Raw genomic sequence first — 20,246 nt, forward strand, 5'->3', positions numbered from 1 at the left:
GGCCGTCTGAACAATATCTGTTCAGACGGCCTTTATTATTGAGGGATTATTCCCACTCAATCGTGGCAGGCGGTTTGCCGCTGACATCATAAACCACGCGGTTGATGCCTTTGACTTCGTTGATGATGCGGTTGGACACGCGACCGAGCAGCGAGTATGGCAGCTCTGCCCAGTGCGCAGTCATAAAGTCGCTGGTAATCACGGCACGCAAAGCTACAACGTAATCGTAAGTGCGGCCGTCACCCATCACGCCGACGGATTTCACAGGCAGGAATACGGCAAAGGCTTGGCTGGTCAGGTCGTACCAAGATGTGCCGTTTTCATCGGTAGTATTGCGCAATTCTTGAATGAAAATATCGTCTGCTTGACGGAGCAAGTCGGCGTATTCTTTTTTCACTTCGCCCAAGATACGCACGCCCAAACCCGGGCCTGGGAACGGATGACGGTACACCATTTCGCGAGGCAGACCCAAAGCGACGCCCAATTCGCGTACTTCGTCTTTGAACAAATCACGCAAAGGCTCAAGCAGCTTGAGCTTCATGTTTTCAGGCAGGCCGCCGACGTTGTGGTGGGATTTGATGGCGTGGGCTTTTTTGGTTTTTGCGCCTGCGGATTCGATTACATCAGGGTAAATCGTACCTTGCGCCAACCATTTGGCGTTGGTGAGTTTTTTCTCCTCAGCGTCAAAGACTTCGATAAATTCCGCACCGATGATTTTGCGTTTTTTCTCCGGATCGGTCACGCCGGCAAGTTTCGCCAAAAACTGCTCTTCGGCATCAACGTGAATCACGCGTACGCCCAAGTTGCGGGCAAACATATCCATCACCATTTTGCCTTCGTTCAAACGCAACAGACCGTGGTCAACAAACACGCAGGTCAATTGGTCGCCGATGGCGCGGTGAATCAGCGCGGCGGCTACGGAAGAGTCCACGCCGCCGGACAAACCTAAAATCACTTCGTCGCTGCCGACTTGTTCGCGGATTTTGGCAACGGCTTCTTCGATGTAGTTCGGCATGGTCCAGCTTGGTTGTGCGCCGCAAATATCCAAGACAAAGCGGTTCAACAGCGCGCGGCCTTGTTTGGTGTGGGTCACTTCAGGGTGGAATTGGATACCGTAGAATTGTTTCTCAGCATTTTCCATCATGGCAATCGGGCAAGACGGGGTGTCGCCGATAACAGAGAAGCCGGTAGGCAGTTTGGAAACTTTATCGCCATGGCTCATCCATACGTCGAGCGTGTTTGGCGCATCGTCTTGAATGCCGCGTGTCAGCTCGCTGTCGATGGTTTTCACTTGCGCATAACCGAATTCACGTTGGTTGCCCGGGCTAACTTCGCCGCCCAAGTGGTGCGCCATAAATTGCATGCCGTAGCAGATGCCCAAAACCGGAATGCCCAAATCAAAAATACCGGTATCGGCTTGATAATCGGATTCGTAAACGGAATTAGGGCCGCCGGAGAGGATGATGCCTTTCGGGCTGAAGGCTTTGATTTCTTCCAAAGGCATGTCGAAAGAATGCAATTCGCAGTAAACATGGGCTTCGCGCACGCGGCGGGCGATCAGCTGGGTAACTTGCGAGCCGAAGTCGAGAATAAGGATTTTGTCTTGGGTCATGGCGGAAACTTTGCAAAATGTAAGAAAACGGTGCGGCCGGGAGGGCAAATTTCAAATTTAAACCACAATAAAAAAGGCCGTCTGAAGCGGCGAATTATACCATTGTTCAGACGGCCTTTATAGGGCAAAACCCAAATCTCTCATCTTTCTATTTTGTGTGTTTCTCAGGAATCATATCGCTGCGCGAGAGCAACAGCAGGCAACCCAACACAACCATGCCGATGGCCAGCAACGGCGAGAGGTAAATCCAGTAGCTCATGTGCAGATAAATGGCTGTACCGATATAAACCAGCATCGGGCCGGAAACAATGGACTGTTTGTTGATGCCGTCCATAATCAACACGGCAAAGCCCAAAATAATTAATGCGCCGGCAATCATTGTCGATGTCGCAGGCAAAATATCCGTAGCGCGTAAAAACCAAATCGCGCCAAAGATAATCAAAAACAAAGGCAGAAAAAGTGAGGGGCGGGACATAACAACGCTCCGTAAAGGTTTCAGACGGCCTGTATTATTGGGTGCGCCGGCCATGCAGGCAAGATATAAAAATGCAATCTTGTGTGTAATTATGCAAAGGTTGGCACAACAAAAAGGCCGTCTGAACAACGGCAAACTGAAATCGAATATTTCAATTTATCCTGTTTCAGACGGCCTTTTAAATCATCAGGCTTTGCCGGTGCTACCGAATCCGCCTTCACCGCGCTCGCTGGCGGCAAACTCGTCCACAACCTTAAACGCGGCTTGGACAACTGGCACAATCACCATTTGTGCGATACGCTCCATCGGCTCGATGGTAAACGCTTCTTTACCACGGTTCCACAAAGAAACCTTCAATTCACCTTGATAATCCGAGTCAATCAAACCGACCAAATTGCCCAAAACAATACCGTGCTTATGACCCAAGCCGGAACGCGGCAACAAAACGGCTGCATACGCAGGGTTGGCCAAATGCACCGCCAAACCGGTCGGCACGAGATACACATCGCCCGGCTGCAATACAACAGCTTCATCCAAGCAGGCACGCAAGTCCAAACCGGCGGAACCGGGCGTTGCATAAGCAGGCAGGGAATCGGCCATTTTCGGATTTAAGATTTTCAGTTCGACTTCGGTTTGCATGACAGGACTCCGTATTGTTCTATATTGGAAAGGGCTACGATTATACACAAATGCCCTTGAGGCCGTCTGAAAAAACGGAGTATGATTCAGTCAGACCTAAGGAGAAAAATCATGGATCTGCACAATATCCGCGAAGATTACAGCAAACGCGAGCTGTCGGAAGCCGAATGCCACGCCGACCCGATTGTCCAATTCGAGCAATGGCTGAACGAAGCGATTCACGCCGAAGTCAACGAGCCGACAGCGGTCAACGTTGCCGCCGTGGGCGAAGACGGCAGGCCCAATAGCCGCATGGTATTGCTGAAAGAAGTCAACCCCAAAGGCTTTGTTTTCTTTACCAATTACCATAGCCGCAAAGGCCGCTCCTATACGGCACACCCTTTTGCCGCTATGACTTTTTTCTGGCCGGAACTCGAACGCCAAGTGCGCGTTGAAGGACGCATTGAAAAACTTGATGCTGCCGCTTCGGACGAATATTTTGAGAGCCGCCCATATACCAGCCGTATCGGCGCATGGGCAAGTGCGCAAAGCGAAGTGATTTCCAGCAAAGCCGTATTGGTGGCCAAAGCCGCGGCCGTCGGTGTCAAACATCCCCTGCATGTTCCCCGCCCTCCGCATTGGGGCGGATACCTCGTTATTCCCGACCGCATCGAATTCTGGCAAGGCCGCCCGAGCCGCCTGCACGACCGCATCCAATACCGCCTGGTTGACGGCAACTGGATACGCGAACGCCTTTCGCCATAATTTTCGGATTTTCAAACAAAAATTTACTGGTTGAGTTACAATACAGCCTTTCATCGGCAGGCCGTCTGAATCTGATTTTCAGACGGCCTTTTCCCCCAATCCAACCCCTGCCGCAACTGCCGCAGAAGAACCGCTTTTTCAAGCGAGTTAGGAAAAATCATGTCCAAACAGCCTTCCAGCAAACGCCAATGGCGCGACGGCGTATCATCTACCGCCAAAAAACCTTCCAAACCGGCCAAATCCTTTGCCAATAAAAAACGTCCAGATGACGAGCGCAAAACATCAGGCAAACCTTACGGCCAAAAAGTTTCAGACGGCCCCAAAGCTCAAAATACCGCGCCTAAACAACGTACTGCCAAAGCCAAAAAACTGGTTGTCCGCAATCCCAACCAAAAAATCATGGAACACGCCCGCGATTTGAAAGAACGTCGCAGCGACCTTTCACGCTTTGAACCCGAGCGCCTGCAAAAAGTCCTGGCTGCCTCTGGCGTCGGCTCACGTCGCGAAATGGAAGAATGGATCAGCAACGGCTGGGTAACGGTCAACGGCCGCGTAGCCCAATTGGGCGAAAAAGTCACACCCGACGACCACGTTACCGTCAAAGGCAGTATCATCAAACTCAAATGGGCAGACCGCCTGCCACGCATCATCCTCTACTACAAACAAGAAGGCGAAATCGTTTCCCGCGACGACCCGCAAGGACGCGTCAGCATTTTCGACCGCCTGCCACAAGCAGCCAGCAGCCGCTGGGTAGCCATCGGCCGTTTGGACATCAATACCAGCGGCCTTTTGATCCTGACCACTTCCGGCGAACTGGTTCAACGTTTTGCCCACCCCAGCTTTGAAGTCGAACGCGAATACGCCGTGCGCGTATTGGGCGAGTTGACCACCGAACAAATGCGCGTCCTGACCGAAGAAGGCGTGATGCTCGAAGACGGTTTGGCAAAAGTCGAACGCATCTACGAACAAGGTGGCGAAGGCGCGAACAAATGGTACAACGTCGTCATCAAAGAAGGCCGCAACCGCGAAGTACGCCGCATTTTTGAAAGCCAAGGCCTGACCGTCAGCCGCCTCGTCCGCGTAGGCTTTGGCCCCATCGGTCTGCCAAACCGCCTCAAACGCGGCCAGTTCTACGAACTCAATCCGGCAGAAGTCGCCAACATCATCAAATGGGCAGATATGCTGCTGCCTGGCGAACGTCGCCGGAAGAAAAGTTAATGTAAGATAAATCGGGGCTGAGACTTTTGCAAAATCGTCTCAGCCTTATAACATCTTGCTTTAGTCATAAAAATCAAGAGAATTAAAACTCAAATCTTTTAGCACAAAACATATTATTACAAATTTATTCCATTTATTTTAAATATTTGAATAATTTATATTTTTTCTACTTTATTATTCAATATAAGAAGAGCTGCTCCAACCTTCACAAGGCTGTACTCAATAATAGCCTATCCCTTCATCTCAACTAATCGGTATATTTACTACTTCCCAATACATCCAAATTTCCAAATGCTTTGGCATAAATTTCTTATTTATAAGATAATGCTATTTCTTTAACCATTATAAAAAAGGGGAAACTATGTTTGATTTTATAAAGCGGAAATTTCGTGAAGCCATCATTGACCCGATTTCCGACAGTGTTCGAGAAAAACAGGAACAATTGGCAGAAACGGCTTCTGAATATGCGGCACCAAGCGTTTTCTACCTACTCTTCGCCATTACAGGAGCAGTAGCCGTCATTTTGGTTTTACTTAGCCTTTCACTCTATATAGGCCAGCTTTTAGGCAGCTACCTATACGGACTATTTATCTTTACCTCATTTTTTATCTTATTGTTTTTATTCGTATGGGCAATGCGTTCTCGTATTGAAACAGCCGTTAAAAAAACCGTATATGAGCTTTTAAAACCATCAACAGATGCCGATGTTACGATTCCTTTGGTGGAGGCGGAAGTTTTAGAAGAAACGGAAATCAAACGTTTGGAACAACATTAAAATTTTGAAAGGCCGTCTGAAAAACATTCAGACGGCCTTTTAATTAAACTTTTTATTTTTCCGATTTCAACACGCGTTGACGGCGGGTTTCGCTCAATACCATGCCTGCGCTGACGGAAACGTTCATGCTTTCTACCGTGCCAAACATCGGAATCGATACCAGCATATCGCAATGTTCGCGCGTCAGGCGGCGCATGCCTTCGCCTTCGTTGCCCATTACCCAAGCCACGCTGTCGGGCAAGTCGCAGTGGTAAAGGTCGGAGTCGCCGCCCATGTCCGTGCCGACAATCCAAATGCCGTATTCTTTCAATTCACGCAAAGTACGGGCAAGATTGGTTACGGTAATATACGGCACGGTTTCCGCCGCGCCACAGGCAACTTTGCTGACAGTCGCATTCAAGCCGGCGCTTTTGTCTTTGGGCGCAATCACGGCATGTACACCCATCGCATCGGCAGTACGCAGGCACGCGCCGAGGTTGTGCGGGTCGGTAATGCCGTCCAATACCAGCAAAAACGGTGGTTCGCTCAGGTTTTCCAACACATCTTCCAAGTGAACATGGTTTTTGGAGGCATCGATAAACCCGACCACACCCTGATGACGCGCCCCTTTGCTGATGGCATTCAGGCGGTCGGCATCGGCAAAATGCACGCGTACGTTTTCAGAGGCCGCTTTATCCAATACATCGCGGGTGCGTGCATCGGATTTGCCCTCTTGGATATAGAGTTCGGTAATCGATTTCGGGTTTTGCCACAAACGGGCATTGACGGCGTGAAAGCCATAGATGAGTCGTTGGTTTGCCATGTTTTTGCTTTATCAAAAAATTCAGACGGCTATTATAACAAGTAAGGCCGTCTGAAAATTTTTTATTTCATCAAATAACCGAGTATGCCCGAAGTACCGACCCCGATTAATACCGTTACCAACATTGAAAACCGGCTGGCGGCCAATACCGTCAAAGCAATGGCAATCAGCTCATGTGGTTTGTCCGATACAAAATAAGGCGCAATTACAGAAATCAACACGCAACCCGGCGCGGCTTCCATAACCACTTGCGCGCGACGGCTCAAGGTACGATTGCGCAATGCAAAAAAGCCGATTAATCGGGTTGAATAGGTAACGGCCAACATGCTTAAAAACAGCAGAAACGATTGCAGCGACAACAAATCCTTCATTTTTGCTCTCCCCACAAATACGCCGCCAACAAACCCGATAACGTTCCGGCCGGAACATACCATGCGCCATCCACGGTCAAATAGGTTGTGCACGCCACAATCAGGCTGACAAACCAAGGGCGCGAAGCCGCAAAGTTCTTCCACATCCCGCGCAGCAACACTAAAAACACCGCAGGAAATGCCATACCGAAGCCCCAAGCCGCCACATCGCCAAATATCGGACCGACTGCCGCGCCAAATGCCGCAAAACCAATCCAAGTTACATACAAAATAAAACACACGCCGGCATAAAACGGCATATTGAACGCTGGCAAACCTGCCGCCTTACGCTTTTGAATTTCAGCAAACGCCATTGCCCAGCTTTCATCACACATAAAAAACAGCGCGGGCATCGCCTTTTTCAGCGGCATATCCCTCATATACGGCGCAATCGCCGCACCCATCAGTATATGGCGCGAATTAATCATAAACGTAACTGTTGCAATCAGCATAATCGGCAAAGGATTTGCCCACAAATTGACTGCGGCAAATTCCGAACCTCCGGCAAAGTTCATACCCGTCATCAACAGCATTTCCAGCCAGCTCATGCCCTTTTGCCCGCCCTGCATACCCAAAATCAGTGCCCACGGCAACAAGCCGATCAGCATGGGGGAACATTCTTTGATACCGCGCAGAAATTCCGATTGAGGAGAAGCAGTGTGATTCATTTTGATTGAACCGGTTTATTAAAAAGAAGCGACGTATTATAAATCAGGCCGTCTGAACAAGGGTATAATACGGAAAAATTAGATTTATTTACGGAAACCAATATGACCCACACCGTCCATCTGCAGTTTGAAGAAATTGACAATACCGTGTTGCAACGCCTGTGCGGCGCGCTCGACAGCAATCTCGAAGCCTTAGGCAAAGCCCTTGATATCCAAATCAGCCGCCGCTTCGAACATTTCACCTTCATGGGTGAACTGGCACATGCAGGTCGCCGTGCCTTGCTGTCGCTTGCCGAAACCGCAGAAAAAGGCGACTTGGACGACAACGCCATCAGCCTCGCGGCCGTCGAAGCAAAAACCGCAGATGAAAAACACGAAGAAAAACACCACGACCAACAATACTATTTCCGCACCAAACGCGGCAGCATCGGCGGCCGCACCCCGCGTCAAAACGGCTATATCCGCGCCTTGCTCAACCACGATGTCGTGTTCGGCTTAGGCCCTGCCGGTACGGGTAAGACCTATCTTGCCGTTGCCGCCGCAGTCGATGCCATGGAAAAACATCAAATCGAACGCATTGTTTTGGTGCGTCCCGCAGTCGAAGCAGGCGAAAAATTAGGCTTCCTGCCGGGCGATTTGGCGCAAAAAGTCGATCCCTACCTGCGACCGCTTTATGATGCGCTTTATGATTTAATGGGTTTCGACCGCGTAACCAAATTAATGGAAAAAGGTTTGATTGAAATTGCACCGCTGGCCTATATGCGCGGCCGCACCTTAAATGGCGCGTATGTCATTTTGGACGAAGCGCAAAATACCACGCCCGAACAAATGAAAATGTTCCTGACCCGTATCGGCTTCGGTGCCAAAGCAGTCATTACCGGCGACATCAGCCAAATCGACCTGCCACGCAACATCAAATCCGGCTTGAAAGATGCACGCGAAAAACTGCGCGACGTAGAAGGCCTGTATTTCCACACCTTCACCAGCGAAGACGTCGTCCGTCATCCTTTGGTGCAGAAAATCGTCGAAGCCTATGAAGCAGCAGAAGAACAAGCTGAAAAGAAAAACGGCGAATAATCTTTTCAAACACTGAAGGCCGTCTGAAAATCAAATTTCAGACGGCCTTCCTACATCATTCGCCACATAATACTGCTATAATCCGAAAATCAAGTAAAACAACGACTTCAAAAGGAAAAATATGACCCTCAAGCCACCCGTCCGAATCGCCGTTACCGGCGCGGCAGGCCAAATCGCCTATGCCACCCTTTTCCGTATCGCCGGCGGCATCATGCTAGGACGCGACCAACCCGTTATCCTGCAGCTGCTCGACCTGCCGCAGGCACAACAGGCATTGCGCGGCGTGATTATGGAAATGCAGGATTGCGCCTTCCCGCTCCTTGCCGACATCTTCGCCACAGACGACCCCGAAGTCGCCTTCAAAGATGCCGACATTGCCCTCTTGATTGGAGCGCGCCCGCGTACCCAAGGCATGGAGCGCGCCGACTTGCTGCACGCCAATGGCGAAATTTTCAAAGTACAAGGCGCGGCGTTGAACAAAGTTGCCAATCGCAACGTTAAAGTCCTCGTCGTCGGCAATCCGGCCAATACCAACGCCTACATCGCCATGAAATCCGCACCCGACATCCCGCCGGAAAATTTTACCGCCCTGATGCGTCTTGACCATCACCGCGCCGTCAGCCAAATTGCCGAAAAAATCGACCGCCCGATTACTTCCATCGAGCAGATGTGCGTCTGGGGCAACCACAGCCCGACCATGTACGCCGACTATCGCTACGCCACCAGCAACGGCGAGTCCGTCCAAGACATGATTACCGAACCCGACTGGAACACCGAAGTCTTCATGCCGAAAATCGCCGGACGCGGTGCCGCCATTATCGCTGCGCGTGGCTCATCATCCGCGGCCTCCGCCGCCAATGCCGCCATCTACCACCTGCGCGACTGGTTGCTCGGCAGCAGCAAATGGATAACCATGGGCGTTCCATCCGACGGCTCTTACGGCATTCCCGAAGGTTTGATTTTCGGCTTCCCCGTCATTTGTGACGAAGGCAGCTACCGCATCGTCCAAGGCTTAGATTTGTCGGACGAATTCAGCCAAAAACGTATTGCCGCCACACTGGCCGAATTAGAAGAAGAACGTTCAGCCATCCAGGATCTACTCTAAAACAAAGGCCGTCTGAAAACCAACTATCAGACGGCCTAAATAATTAAATGCCCGTTCTACAATCATTTTTAAAAGCTAGAATGGCATTCTTTGTCCTTGTTTATCTTTAAGATGCCATTGACCTGACGGTGTACAACCGCCGCCACTACCGCCGACAGCATAATGATCACAATTCGGATCAAGCCGTTTCCCTTGAGAATATGAGCCATTTGTCAAACCGTTCCCATCAAAGGAACTGCATGCGCCGATAAAAGCTACACAAAACAGGACTAAAATTTTCTTAAACATTCACATCACCTTTTTTCAAACATTGCAGCCTAGATAAAGTTCCCACGCTATCGATATGAGCCACACTGTGTGAGCAAAAAGAACCAATCCTGCCTTGCTCACTGTTGTATTGCCGCCGATATAGGTACCAAAATTTCCGCTGCCTTCGCTTAAAGAAAAACTAACTCCAGAAATTTGGAATACACATATAATGAAATTAAAAACATATAAAATAGTTATTAAGCTAATTTTATATACATGTGACAAAATTTTTGAAACTTTGTTTCTTATGGTTTTACTTTTTTATAAAGCTCGTTCTAATAATATCAAAATTAACAAGTAGCTTTACTGCATTTGAAAAAGGTCGTCTGAAAACCAAATTTCAGACGGCCTTTACTGTACAGCCTTATTCCGCTACATCAATGCACAAATATTTCAATTCTAAATACTCGTCCGCACCATATTTGCTACCTTCGCGTCCCAAACCGCTGCGTTTCACGCCGCCAAACGGTGCCACTTCATTACTGATTAAGCCCGTATTGATGCCGACCATGCCGTATTCCAAGGCTTCGCCGACGCGCCACTGACGGGCGGTGTCGGAGGTAAAAAGGTAAGCTGCCAAACCGTATTCCGTATTGTTTGCAGCCTCGATGACTTCGACTTCGGTTTCAAAACGGAACACTGGACACAAAGGCCCGAAGGTTTCCTCGCGAGCTACCGCCATTTGCGCCGTAACACCACTTAAAACAGTCGGCTCAAAAAACGTTCCGCCCAATGCGCTACGTTTGCCGCCGGTCAGGCAGCTTGCGCCTTTGGAGAGCGCGTCGGCGATGTGCTGCTCGACTTTTTCCACCGCTTTTTCCTCAATCAGCGGTCCTTGGTTCACGCCTTCATCCAGGCCGTTGCCCAATTTGAGCGCGGCCACTTTTTCACTTAATTTGCGGCAAAATTCGTCGTAAATGCCAGATTGGGCGTAAACGCGGTTGGTGCAGACGCAGGTTTGACCGCTGTTGCGGAACTTGCTGGAGAGCGCACCTTCGACGGCTTTGTCCAAATCGGCATCGTCAAACACGATAAACGGCGCGTTGCCGCCCAGTTCCAAACTGAGTTTTTTAATGTCCGCCGCGCTGTCGGCAAAAATTTTCGCGCCAACTTCGGTCGAACCGGTAAAACTGATTTTGCGCACGGTCGGGTTCGTGGCAAATTCATGGCTGATTTCCGAAGAACGACCGCTAACGACGGGAAGCAAATCCTGCGGCACGCCCGCTTCGTAAGCCAGTAGCGCCAGCGCATACGCGCTCAGGGGCGTGAGCGACGCAGGTTTGACTATCATCGCGCAGCCCACCGCCAAAGCAGGCGCGGCTTTACGCGCAATCATCGCAGACGGAAAGTTCCACGGCGTAATCGCGGCGGTAACGCCGACGGGCTGTTTCAACACGACCAGTTTTTGCGATGCTTTCACACTCGTCAGCACATCGCCGTCAATCCGCCGCGCTTCTTCGGCAAACCAGCGCACAAACGAAGCCGCATAATCAATCTCGCCACGCGCCTCAGCCAGGCTTTTGCCCTGCTCCATCGTCATGATCCGCGCCAGTTTTTCTTTGTTTTCCTTAATTAAGAAATACCAACGCCACAACACATCGGCGCGTTCCAACGCGGTTTTTGCCGCCCATAATTTTTGTGCCGTCTCTGCCTTTTGAATCAAAAGCTTCAGGCCGTCTGAACCAGTCTTACGGACAAATGCCAAAGCCTCACCTGTTGCAGGGTTATCAACTTTAATGGCATTTGGAATCGGAGAAAAGGAAATATCGGGATGATTGAGCAAACGGGCAAAATCTTTCATGAGAAACGACCTTTCTAAAACCGAGGATATACGTTCATTATCATATTCATACCATCAAAGTGCAACTAAATCAAAAAATAAACCAACAGAAAAGGCCGTCTGAATATCTTACAGACAGCCTTTGCTTTATCGACATCATATCCATCTTAATTACGAATGAAATACGATTATTAATACTCTACCTCAAAAGGATAAGACACATGTATTACAACAATTTGCTATAATACAAACCTCATTTCAACCCTCATCCAAAATTCCATTTTCAGACGGCCTTTGTCTGTTTATAAGGCCGTCTGAAATATTTTCCGTCCATCCTCTTCTGTCGAGCCATGATTCCATCTGATTTCATTGATGAGCTTTTATCCAAAGTCGATATTGTCGATATTATCGACGAGCAGGTTCCGCTGAAGAAAGGCGGGGCGAACTATATGGCCTGCTGTCCGTTTCATAAGGAAAAGACGCCGTCGTTTTCAGTCAGCCCGACCAAGCAGTTTTACCATTGCTTCAGTTGCGGGGCTCATGGTTCGGCGATTGGTTTTGTGATGGAACATCAGGGACTGTCGTTTCCAGAGGCGGTGCAGTTTTTGGCTGATCGCGTCGGCATGACGGTGCCTAAAGTTCGCGGGCAGGAAGACAATCCCGAAATCCGTGCCGAACGTAAGAAAAAACAGCAGACTTTGGAAGAAACGACGGCAGCGGCAGCAGATTTTTATGCGCAACAGTTGAAATTCAATCCGGCGGCGAAGGCTTATTTGGACAAACGCGGCTTGAGTGCGGAAGTTATTGCGCATTATGGCTTGGGCTATGCACCTGACGGTTGGCAACCTTTGGCGCAAGTGTTCCAACCCTATCCGAATACTGCGTTGGTGGATACGGGCATGGTCATCGATAACGAAGGCAAACATTACGACCGCTTTCGCCATCGGATTATGTTCCCTATCCGTAATCCGCGCGGGCAGGTTATCGGCTTTGGCGGCCGCGTATTGGACGACTCTAAACCCAAATACCTCAACTCGCCGGATACGCCTTTGTTTGACAAAGGGAAAAACCTTTACGGACTATATGAAGGGCGTGCTGCCGTAAAAGAGGCTGGACGGATTTTGGTGGTCGAAGGCTACATGGACGTGGTCGCATTGGCGCAGTTTGGCGTCGGCTACGGCGTAGCGGCTTTAGGTACGTCAACCACGGCGGAACATGTCAAAATCCTGATGCGCCAGGCAGACAGTATTTATTTTTGTTTTGATGGCGACAGCGCAGGACGTAAAGCGGCTTGGCGCGCGCTGGAAAATGCGTTGCCGCAATTAAAAGACGATAAATCGCTGCATTTTCTATTCCTACCCGAAGAACACGACCCAGACAGCTACATTCGCGCCTATGGCAAGGCTCAATTTGAAGATGCCTTGTTAAACCAAAGCAAGCCCCTATCGGAATACTTTTGGGAACATCTTTCAGACGGCCTCAACCTCAATACACAAGAAGGCAAAGCAGAATTGGTCAAAACCAGTTCTCCGCTTTTAGCGCAAATTACCGCGCCGGCATTGGGCTATCTCCTGAAACAAAAACTCAGCGAGTTGGTGGGCATTGACCCTGACAACCTCGCCCAGTTACTCGGACAAGAAGCGCCCAAGCGGCACGTCAAACAAAAAAGTTACAAACTGCCGCCTATTTCTGTCAAACAGCCAACCATGCTGACACTGGTTCAAAGACAGATACGCAGCCTCTTGATAAATCCGGCTTGGGCTTCATATATAGACCTGCCCGATTATCTGGCTTTAAGCGGCGACTTCGCCTGCCTTGCCAATTTAGCCGAAACCATCAAGCATCACGATACGACTCCTGCAACTGCGCAAGTGCTTGAATATATGCGCGGTTCGCCCTATGAGGAAACCGTCAATCAAATCTTTTTATCGACCCTTCACTCTGAAGAAATGGAAGGGGATAACGAAGAAGATTGCGAAAGTTTCCAAATCGGCATGAAAAAGTTGTTAAATGAATTAAAATACAGTCAAATCGAAACTTTAAAGCAAAAAAGTATTCAAACTGGTTTGACCGAAAATGAAAAAAGGCTCTTGCTGTCACTTTTGACGGCAAAGCAAAACTAACCCCTCAGGCCGTCTGAACAATCTAAACACACGCTGCGAAACATGACACGCAGAACACCCCATCTGTAATATTTTCAGACGGCCTCAGAGTATTAAAGTGAAATCTGATTTCACAACAAAAAGCTCTGCTCCGCCTTCAGGTACGGCCACATCACCGTAAACCGTCGGCATCCTACCAACCTAGAGAGCAATCCATGTCTAAAAATCAAAACTACGAAGAATACCAAGACCAAGACGACAACCGTCCTTTGAGTATCGAAGAGCAGCGCGCGCGTCTGCGCCAACTCATTATCATGGGTAAAGAACGCGGCTACATCACTTATTCCGAAATTAACGATGCCCTGCCCGACGATATGTCCGATGCCGAGCAAATCGACAACATCGTCAGCATGATTTCCGGCTTGGGTATCCAAGTAACCGAGCAAGCTCCCGATGCTGAAGACATCCTCTTGAGCGACAACGCCGCCGCCATGACCGACGACGATGCCGTTGAAGAAGCCGAAGCAGCACTCTCCAGTGCAGATTCAGAATTCGGCCGCACAACCGACCCTGTGCGTATGTATATGCGTGAAATGGGTCAAGTCGATCTGTTGACGCGTGAAGACGAAATCATCATCGCCAAAAAAATCGAAAATGCACTGAAAAACATGGTGCAGGCAATCTCCGCCTGCCCAGGCTCAATTGCCGAAATTCTGGCTTTGATCGAACAAGTCCGCAACGACGAAATCCGTGTGGATGAAGTGGTTGAAGCCATCATCGACCCTAATGAAGTCTTGTTGAACGAATTGGGCTTGGGTCATTTGGAAAATGCCAAACCAGATGACGAAGAAGGCGAAACCGTTAGCGATGATGAAGATGGCGACGATGAAGATGAAGACGATTCAGGTAGCGACTCTGAAGCCATATCCGCTGCCCATTTGGCCGAACTGAAGCAAAAAGTTTTGGAACACTTCGCCTTTATCGAGAGCGAATACGGCAAAATGATCAAGCAGTTGGAAAAATACGGCAGCCTGCACGCCAACTACCTGAAACACCGTGATGCCATTGCCAACAAACTGTTAGAAGTCCGTTTTGCCACACGTCAAATCGAAAACCTGAGCAGCAACCTGCGCAGCCGCGTTGAAAACATCCGTAAACTCGAGCGTGAAATCCGCGACATCTGTATCGACCGCGTCCGTATGGATCGCAACTACTTCATCAAAAACTTCCTGCCAGCTATTACCGATTTGGAATGGGTAGAAGAAGAAGTAGCCAAAGGCCGTGTATGGGCAAACGCATTGGATCGTTTCCGCCACGCCATCCTCGAAAAACAAACCGAGCTGGCAAATATGGAAGCCGAAACCCGAATTTCCATCGAAGAGTTGAAAGAAATCAACAAAAACATGGTGTTGAGCGAAAAAGAAACCTCAGCAGCCAAACAGGAAATGATTCAGGCCAACTTGCGTTTGGTTATTTCCATTGCCAAAAAATACACCAACCGCGGCTTGCAGTTCCTTGATTTGATTCAAGAAGGCAATATCGGCCTGATGAAAGCGGTGGACAAATTCGAATACCGCCGCGGCTACAAGTTCTCAACTTACGCCACATGGTGGATCCGTCAAGCGATTACCCGTTCTATCGCCGACCAAGCGCGTACCATCCGTATTCCGGTTCACATGATTGAAACCATCAACAAAATGAACCGTATCTCGCGCCAATACCTGCAAGAAACCGGTGAAGAGCCTGATTCTGCTAAACTGGCCGAGCTAATGGAAATGCCGGAAGACAAAATCCGCAAAATCATGAAAATCGCCAAAGAGCCGATTTCCATGGAAACACCGATTGGCGATGACGACGATTCGCACTTGGGTGACTTCATCGAGGATGCCAACAACGTTGCACCGGCAGAAGCTGCGATGTACACCAGCCTGCACGAAGTGACCAAAGAAATCCTTGAAAGCCTGACGCCGCGTGAAGCCAAAGTTTTGCGTATGCGTTTCGGTATCGATATGAATACCGACCACACTTTGGAAGAAGTCGGCAAACAATTTGACGTAACCCGTGAACGTATCCGTCAAATCGAAGCCAAAGCCCTGCGCAAGTTGCGCCACCCGACCCGTAGCGACCGCCTTCGCAGCTTCCTCGACAGCGAAGAAAACAAATCATAAAAGCAAACCGCAGGTTGAAAGACCTGCGGTTTTTTATTGCAATACAAAAAGGCCGTCTGAAAACCAAATCTCAAAAGATTTAATCGTTTCAGACGGCCTTAAACTTATTTTGATAATTTATTCAGCCTCAGTGGTTTTCTTTTTCGGATGGCGGCGGCGACGTTTGGGTTTGCCATCAGTTGATCCACTTTGTTTCTGACGTTTGTGATCATTGGCAACAGTCATTTGCTGGCGTGTTTCCTCATCGGCATGTTGGAAAGTTGTCCACCAAGAAGCCATCTCTTTATCAACCTCACCAACCTCGCTACGCAAAATCAGGAAATCATAAGCGGCTCGGAAACGGGCTTGTGATAACAGGCGATACGGGCGTGCGCCACGCATATTGTCAAATTGCGGCTGAAATTGCCAGATTTCACGCATGGTTGCAGAAAATCGTTGCGGTACGCCCCAACCCTTCTCTACCGTATCTCGCATGGTGTTCATCGCATCCATCAATGCAGGGACAGGTTTTTGTCCATGGCTTAGATTGCGTTGCCACATAGCATTTAGTGTCGGCCACAATACCGCCGCCAATACGAAACCGACGGAAACGGACTTATCCGCACGGATACGCTCATCGGTATTTTTCAAGGCCAACATAATCATACGGTTTTCAGCCGCTTCAGCAGTTTTCAAGGCATCTAAAAGCGGATGGATGCCTTCGGGAATACCCAACTCGTTTAGCCGTTTCAAACAGGCACGGGAATAACCGGAAAACAGAATTTTCAGAATTTCGTCAAAAAGACGAGCAACAGGCTCATTTTTCAGACGGCCTCCATATTCGGCAATCGGCAAAGCCGTTTGCTCTTCCACTTCAAAGCCCAACTTGCCCGATAAACGTACAGCACGAAGAATACGGACAGGATCTTCCTGATAGCGTTCGGCAGGATCGCCTATCATCACCAATTTTTTATCAGCAACATCAGCCACACCCTGATGGAAGTCCCAAATCTCCTCTTTAATCGGGTCGTAATACAGCGCATTGCAAGTAAAATCGCGACGCATGGCATCTTCTTCAATGCTGCCGTAAGTATTGTCCTTCATAATGCGGCCTTGCGCATTTTGCTGAACCTTATCGCCGCCACGGAACGTCGTCACTTCAATGGTTTCTGGGCCGATCATCACATGAACGATTTGGAAGCGGCGGCCGATAATGCGGCTGCGGCGGAATACTTTGCGGATTTGCTCCGGCGTGGCGTCCGTTGCAATATCAAAGTCTTTGGGCTCGACCCCGAGCAACAAATCCCGAACGGCACCACCGACAATATAAGCCTGAAAACCGGCTTCATGCAGACGTTTGGCAATTTTTTCCGCGGCAAAGCTCAACATATCCGCGCGGATACGGTGTTGCTCAAGTGGGATAATTTCCTTTTCGGGCAACGATTTGACGTGTTTTTTAGGCAACACTTTATGCAGCCATTTTTTTAACATAAGCAGCTCTTTTCACAATAAAAAAGGCCGTCTGAAACTTGTCTGGCTTAAGCCTTTGCACAATATTCTGCCGCAGAAGGGACAAAACATTGAGCAAAGGCTTCAGACGGCCTAAAAAAGACGTGCCATTATACCTTATGGAAGTTCGATTAATTAGCGTATTGGCAAAAAATATCGGCTATAATGACGGTCTGACAACGATTCAGGCAGAACATCATGTACCACTACAAATCCGAAGCTACCCAATTCCTCGACAAACTCATGGAAGACAATCCCGAAATGGAAGCACAACGCCTCGAAAACCGCCATTTGCTGTGGGATGTTACCCTCAATCCGATAGAGCAGGCCGAATTTGAAGCAGCCAAAGTCAATAAAAAACCCTACACCTACTATCAAGACTAATCCCGTATCGGCATGACGACCAACACGCACAATACCGATCCGGCATTACAACATTACCTTAACAGCATCGGTCAATCCGAACATCCCGTTTTGACCGCATTGCGCGAGCGTACCCAATCACATCGTCTGGGAAAGATGGCCATCGCCCAAGAGCAGGCAGCCATGTTGGTGTGGTTGGCCAAATTATTGAATGCCAAAAAATATTTGGAAGTTGGCGTCTTTACCGGTTACAGCAGCACCGCCATGGCGCTTGCCCTCCCCGAAGACGGCAAAATCACGGCTTGCGACATCAATGTAACCTTTACCGATATTGCCCGCGAAACATGGCAGGCAGCAGGCATAGCGCATAAAATCTCGCTTCATCTGCAACCGGCTTTGCTAACTTTGGACGATTTGATTGCGCAAGGCGAATCGGAAAGCTACGACTTGGCACTTATCGATGCCGACAAACCGCCTACGCCGCAATATTTCGAACGCTGTTTGCAACTGGTACGGAGTGGCGGCGTGATTGCCATCGACAATATTTTGTTGGGAGGACGCGTCATGAATGAAGCTGCCGAAAATGATCCGCCCAGCTTGGATATCCTGCGCCATTTCAACCAAAATCTGCCGCACGATACACGCATTATTCCCATTACCCTGCCTATCGGCGACGGTTTGACATTACTACTAAAAAAATAAAACGACACAATCCGATGAAAACATTATCACATTCCCTGTTTCTTTTGCCGCTTACTCTATTGGCCGCATCATGCGCCGTTTCCCATCCTCCTCAACCTGCCGACAATCCTAACTTTGTCCTGCCGGATATTCCGCGTGAGCCTTTACATGAAAAAAGTATCCCCTATCCGCGTTTAGACGCACAAACCCAGATTGACCACTTGGGCATACAAATTGCCCGACTGGAACGTACGGTTGAAGAATTAAATCAACGCTTGCACACATTGGAACAACAACGAAACATCAAACGTCTGACTACTTCGGCTTCCAACCCCAAGGCCCAGCGATTAGACGACCGCAAGCTGAAAATGAACTATTTGGCCAATGGCGGCAGCGTGCCGTCTGAAACAGACTCAGCTTCACAAAATGAACTGCGCCTTTATAATCAGGCGCAAAAATACTATCAGCGTAACAACTTCTCTGCCGCAGTAGCCATTTTGAAAGAGGCTGACGGCGGCAATGGCAGCGAAATTGCCCGCCGTAATATGTACCTGCTCCTGCAAAGCCAACAACGTCTGGGTAACTGCGAATCCGTTATCGAAATTGGCAACCGCTACGCCAACCGATTCCGCAACAGCCCGCAAGCTCCCGATGCCATGTACAGCATCGGCCAATGCCAATACAAACTGCAACAAAAAGACATCGCCCGCAGCACATGGCGCAAACTGATACAAAGCTTCCCCAATAGTGAAGCGGCAAAACGTGCTTCCATCAGTCTCAAACAAAGATAAACGTTCAGACGGCCTTGTCATCCCCAAGGCCGTCTGAATATTTTTTTACCCTTAATCCATTCAAGCAAAAGGAACTCTTCATGATCCAAGTCGGCATTATTATGGGCAGCAACAGCGATTGGCCGGTGATGCAGCAGGCAGCACAATTTCTCAAAGAATTCGGCGTTGAATACGAAGCGCGTGTCGTCTCTGCACACCGTACGCCTGATTTGATGTTTGAATACGCCGAAACCGCACGCGAACGCGGCATCAAAGCCATCATTGCCGGCGCAGGCGGCGCAGCGCATTTGCCAGGCATGGTTGCAGCCAAAACCACGGTTCCCGTCTTGGGCGTTCCCGTTCCCAGCAAATATCTGCGCGGCGAAGACTCCCTGCTTTCGATTGTGCAAATGCCCAAAGGCGTTCCTGTTGCCACATTTGCCATTGGCGAAGCAGGAGCGGCCAATGCAGCGCTGTTTGCCATTTCACTTTTGGCCAACGAAAATCCTGAATTGGCTGAAAAATTGGCTGCTTTCCGTGCCAAACAAGAACAAACCGTTCTAGCCATGGAATTGCCTGAAGCATAAGGAACAAAGGCCGTCTGAAAGTTGTAAAGAGAAACTTTGATTTTGTTTTACGATTGTTCAGACGGCCTTTTTTCTTTTATCAAATTGAATTAATGCCATGAAAATCCTAGCATTCGTCCTACTCTCCACCCTGCTTTGTTCCTGTCAAAGCCCAAGCACTCCTACTCAATTAACTGCTATTCCATCTCAGCAACAAACCCAAGATACAACCGGCAACCTGATTATCTTCTATGATGCCCAAACTGGTTCTGCGCCATTGCTAAAAGCAGTGAAAACCTCTGGTGCAACTTTGGTTTACGAATACAAAAACCTGAACGGCATTGCTATTCGTCCGGCTTCCAAGACCAATATTGAAGATGCCATTGCCTATTTCAAAAAAGTAAACGGCGTATTGTCTGTTGAACAAGACCGACTGCTTAAACTTCAATAAACAAACTATTTTTTGACCAAATAAAAAAGGCCGTCTGAAACGC

21 protein-coding genes are annotated in these 20,246 nt (G+C 49.1%); 12 read left to right on the forward strand and 9 right to left on the reverse strand.

The features are described 5' to 3' along the window. Nucleotides 1-46: 46 nt before the first annotated feature. The 3 genes from guaA to dut all read right to left on the reverse strand — a co-directional run bounded on the left by guaA (nt 47) and on the right by dut (nt 2,726). Nucleotides 47-1,612 (reverse strand): glutamine-hydrolyzing GMP synthase, encoded by a 1,566-nt coding sequence (gene guaA / locus HMPREF2865_RS00290; RefSeq protein WP_070644832.1) that lies wholly within the window; start codon nt 1,610-1,612, stop codon nt 47-49. A 148-nt stretch (nt 1,613-1,760) separates the two neighbouring features. Next, nucleotides 1,761-2,087: a hypothetical protein gene (locus HMPREF2865_RS00295; RefSeq protein WP_039862324.1), complete on the reverse strand. Its 327-nt coding sequence runs from the start codon at nt 2,085-2,087 to the stop codon at nt 1,761-1,763. A 186-nt stretch (nt 2,088-2,273) separates the two neighbouring features. Beyond that, the gene (dut, locus tag HMPREF2865_RS00300) at nt 2,274-2,726 is read right to left on the reverse strand and encodes a dUTP diphosphatase (protein WP_003680707.1); all 453 of its coding nucleotides are present in this window, start codon (nt 2,724-2,726) and stop codon (nt 2,274-2,276) included. Between the two features lie 111 nt (nt 2,727-2,837). Between dut and pdxH the strand changes: the two genes are divergently transcribed. The 3 genes from pdxH to HMPREF2865_RS00315 all read left to right on the forward strand — a co-directional run bounded on the left by pdxH (nt 2,838) and on the right by HMPREF2865_RS00315 (nt 5,463). Beyond that, the gene (gene pdxH / locus HMPREF2865_RS00305) at nt 2,838-3,470 is read left to right on the forward strand and encodes a pyridoxamine 5'-phosphate oxidase (RefSeq protein ID WP_003686383.1); all 633 of its coding nucleotides are present in this window, start codon (nt 2,838-2,840) and stop codon (nt 3,468-3,470) included. Nucleotides 3,471-3,629: 159 nt separating this feature from the next. Then, nucleotides 3,630-4,688 carry a pseudouridine synthase gene (locus HMPREF2865_RS00310; protein WP_070644834.1) on the forward strand — a complete coding sequence of 353 codons (1,059 nt, stop codon included), beginning with the start codon at nt 3,630-3,632 and terminating at the stop codon, nt 4,686-4,688. 361 nt (nt 4,689-5,049) lie between these two features. Then, nucleotides 5,050-5,463 carry a hypothetical protein gene (locus HMPREF2865_RS00315; RefSeq protein WP_070461848.1) on the forward strand — a complete coding sequence of 138 codons (414 nt, stop codon included), beginning with the start codon at nt 5,050-5,052 and terminating at the stop codon, nt 5,461-5,463. A gap of 52 nt (nt 5,464-5,515) precedes the next feature. Here the strand turns inward: HMPREF2865_RS00315 and rlmB are convergent, their stop codons facing one another. The 3 genes from rlmB to HMPREF2865_RS00330 all read right to left on the reverse strand — a co-directional run bounded on the left by rlmB (nt 5,516) and on the right by HMPREF2865_RS00330 (nt 7,343). Next, the gene (gene rlmB, locus HMPREF2865_RS00320; RefSeq protein WP_004520319.1) at nt 5,516-6,265 is read right to left on the reverse strand and encodes a 23S rRNA (guanosine(2251)-2'-O)-methyltransferase RlmB; all 750 of its coding nucleotides are present in this window, start codon (nt 6,263-6,265) and stop codon (nt 5,516-5,518) included. 62 nt (nt 6,266-6,327) lie between these two features. Continuing rightward, nucleotides 6,328-6,636, reverse strand: a complete 309-nt coding sequence (locus HMPREF2865_RS00325; RefSeq protein WP_003680717.1) for an AzlD family protein — start codon at nt 6,634-6,636, stop codon at nt 6,328-6,330. Further along, on the reverse strand, nt 6,633-7,343 hold the full coding sequence (locus HMPREF2865_RS00330) for an AzlC family ABC transporter permease (RefSeq protein ID WP_070644836.1): 711 nt from the start codon (nt 7,341-7,343) through the stop codon (nt 6,633-6,635). Before HMPREF2865_RS00330 ends, HMPREF2865_RS00325 begins: the two co-directional genes overlap by 4 nt. 102 nt (nt 7,344-7,445) lie before the next feature. On the opposite strand from HMPREF2865_RS00330, the gene HMPREF2865_RS00335 reads away from it, so the two are divergent. Then, complete coding sequence (locus HMPREF2865_RS00335; protein ID WP_070644837.1) at nt 7,446-8,420, forward strand: PhoH family protein; 975 nt, start codon at nt 7,446-7,448, stop codon at nt 8,418-8,420. Between the two features lie 121 nt (nt 8,421-8,541). Beyond that, nucleotides 8,542-9,525, forward strand: a complete 984-nt coding sequence (locus HMPREF2865_RS00340; RefSeq protein ID WP_070644839.1) for a malate dehydrogenase — start codon at nt 8,542-8,544, stop codon at nt 9,523-9,525. A 75-nt stretch (nt 9,526-9,600) separates the two neighbouring features. Here the strand turns inward: HMPREF2865_RS00340 and HMPREF2865_RS12100 are convergent, their stop codons facing one another. Together HMPREF2865_RS12100 and HMPREF2865_RS00345 are read right to left on the reverse strand one after the other, a co-directional pair. Further along, the gene (locus tag HMPREF2865_RS12100) at nt 9,601-9,813 is read right to left on the reverse strand and encodes a hypothetical protein (protein WP_168163623.1); all 213 of its coding nucleotides are present in this window, start codon (nt 9,811-9,813) and stop codon (nt 9,601-9,603) included. Between the two features lie 385 nt (nt 9,814-10,198). Further along, entirely contained in the window at nt 10,199-11,635 is a 1,437-nt protein-coding gene (locus HMPREF2865_RS00345; protein ID WP_070644841.1) for an NAD-dependent succinate-semialdehyde dehydrogenase, read from the reverse strand. A 329-nt stretch (nt 11,636-11,964) separates the two neighbouring features. Here HMPREF2865_RS00345 and dnaG point away from each other — a divergent pair, with 329 nt between their 5' ends. After that, nucleotides 11,965-13,737: a DNA primase gene (gene dnaG, locus HMPREF2865_RS00350; RefSeq protein ID WP_070644843.1), complete on the forward strand. Its 1,773-nt coding sequence runs from the start codon at nt 11,965-11,967 to the stop codon at nt 13,735-13,737. Between the two features lie 194 nt (nt 13,738-13,931). Continuing rightward, on the forward strand, nt 13,932-15,884 hold the full coding sequence (gene rpoD / locus HMPREF2865_RS00355; protein WP_070644845.1) for an RNA polymerase sigma factor RpoD: 1,953 nt from the start codon (nt 13,932-13,934) through the stop codon (nt 15,882-15,884). A gap of 117 nt (nt 15,885-16,001) precedes the next feature. Here the strand turns inward: rpoD and HMPREF2865_RS00360 are convergent, their stop codons facing one another. Then, nucleotides 16,002-17,354, reverse strand: coding sequence for a polynucleotide adenylyltransferase PcnB (locus tag HMPREF2865_RS00360; RefSeq protein ID WP_070644847.1), 1,353 nt, complete (start codon nt 17,352-17,354; stop codon nt 16,002-16,004). A 216-nt stretch (nt 17,355-17,570) separates the two neighbouring features. On the opposite strand from HMPREF2865_RS00360, the gene HMPREF2865_RS00365 reads away from it, so the two are divergent. From HMPREF2865_RS00365 to HMPREF2865_RS00385, 5 genes are all read left to right on the forward strand, one after another. Then, nucleotides 17,571-17,756, forward strand: coding sequence for a DUF3460 family protein (locus HMPREF2865_RS00365; protein ID WP_070644850.1), 186 nt, complete (start codon nt 17,571-17,573; stop codon nt 17,754-17,756). A 12-nt stretch (nt 17,757-17,768) separates the two neighbouring features. Next, complete coding sequence (locus tag HMPREF2865_RS00370) at nt 17,769-18,437, forward strand: class I SAM-dependent methyltransferase (protein ID WP_070644852.1); 669 nt, start codon at nt 17,769-17,771, stop codon at nt 18,435-18,437. 14 nt (nt 18,438-18,451) lie between these two features. Further along, nucleotides 18,452-19,207, forward strand: a complete 756-nt coding sequence (locus HMPREF2865_RS00375; protein WP_070644854.1) for a tetratricopeptide repeat protein — start codon at nt 18,452-18,454, stop codon at nt 19,205-19,207. 80 nt (nt 19,208-19,287) lie between these two features. Next, nucleotides 19,288-19,773 carry a 5-(carboxyamino)imidazole ribonucleotide mutase gene (gene purE / locus HMPREF2865_RS00380; RefSeq protein ID WP_003686478.1) on the forward strand — a complete coding sequence of 162 codons (486 nt, stop codon included), beginning with the start codon at nt 19,288-19,290 and terminating at the stop codon, nt 19,771-19,773. Between the two features lie 97 nt (nt 19,774-19,870). Then, a complete protein-coding gene (locus tag HMPREF2865_RS00385; protein ID WP_070461830.1) occupies nt 19,871-20,203 on the forward strand; it encodes a hypothetical protein in 333 nt (110 codons plus the stop codon). Nucleotides 20,204-20,246 lie beyond the last annotated feature (43 nt).

The organism is Neisseria sp. HMSC073G10 (assembly GCF_001812605.1).
GTDB lineage: Bacteria > Pseudomonadota > Gammaproteobacteria > Burkholderiales > Neisseriaceae > Neisseria > Neisseria subflava_A.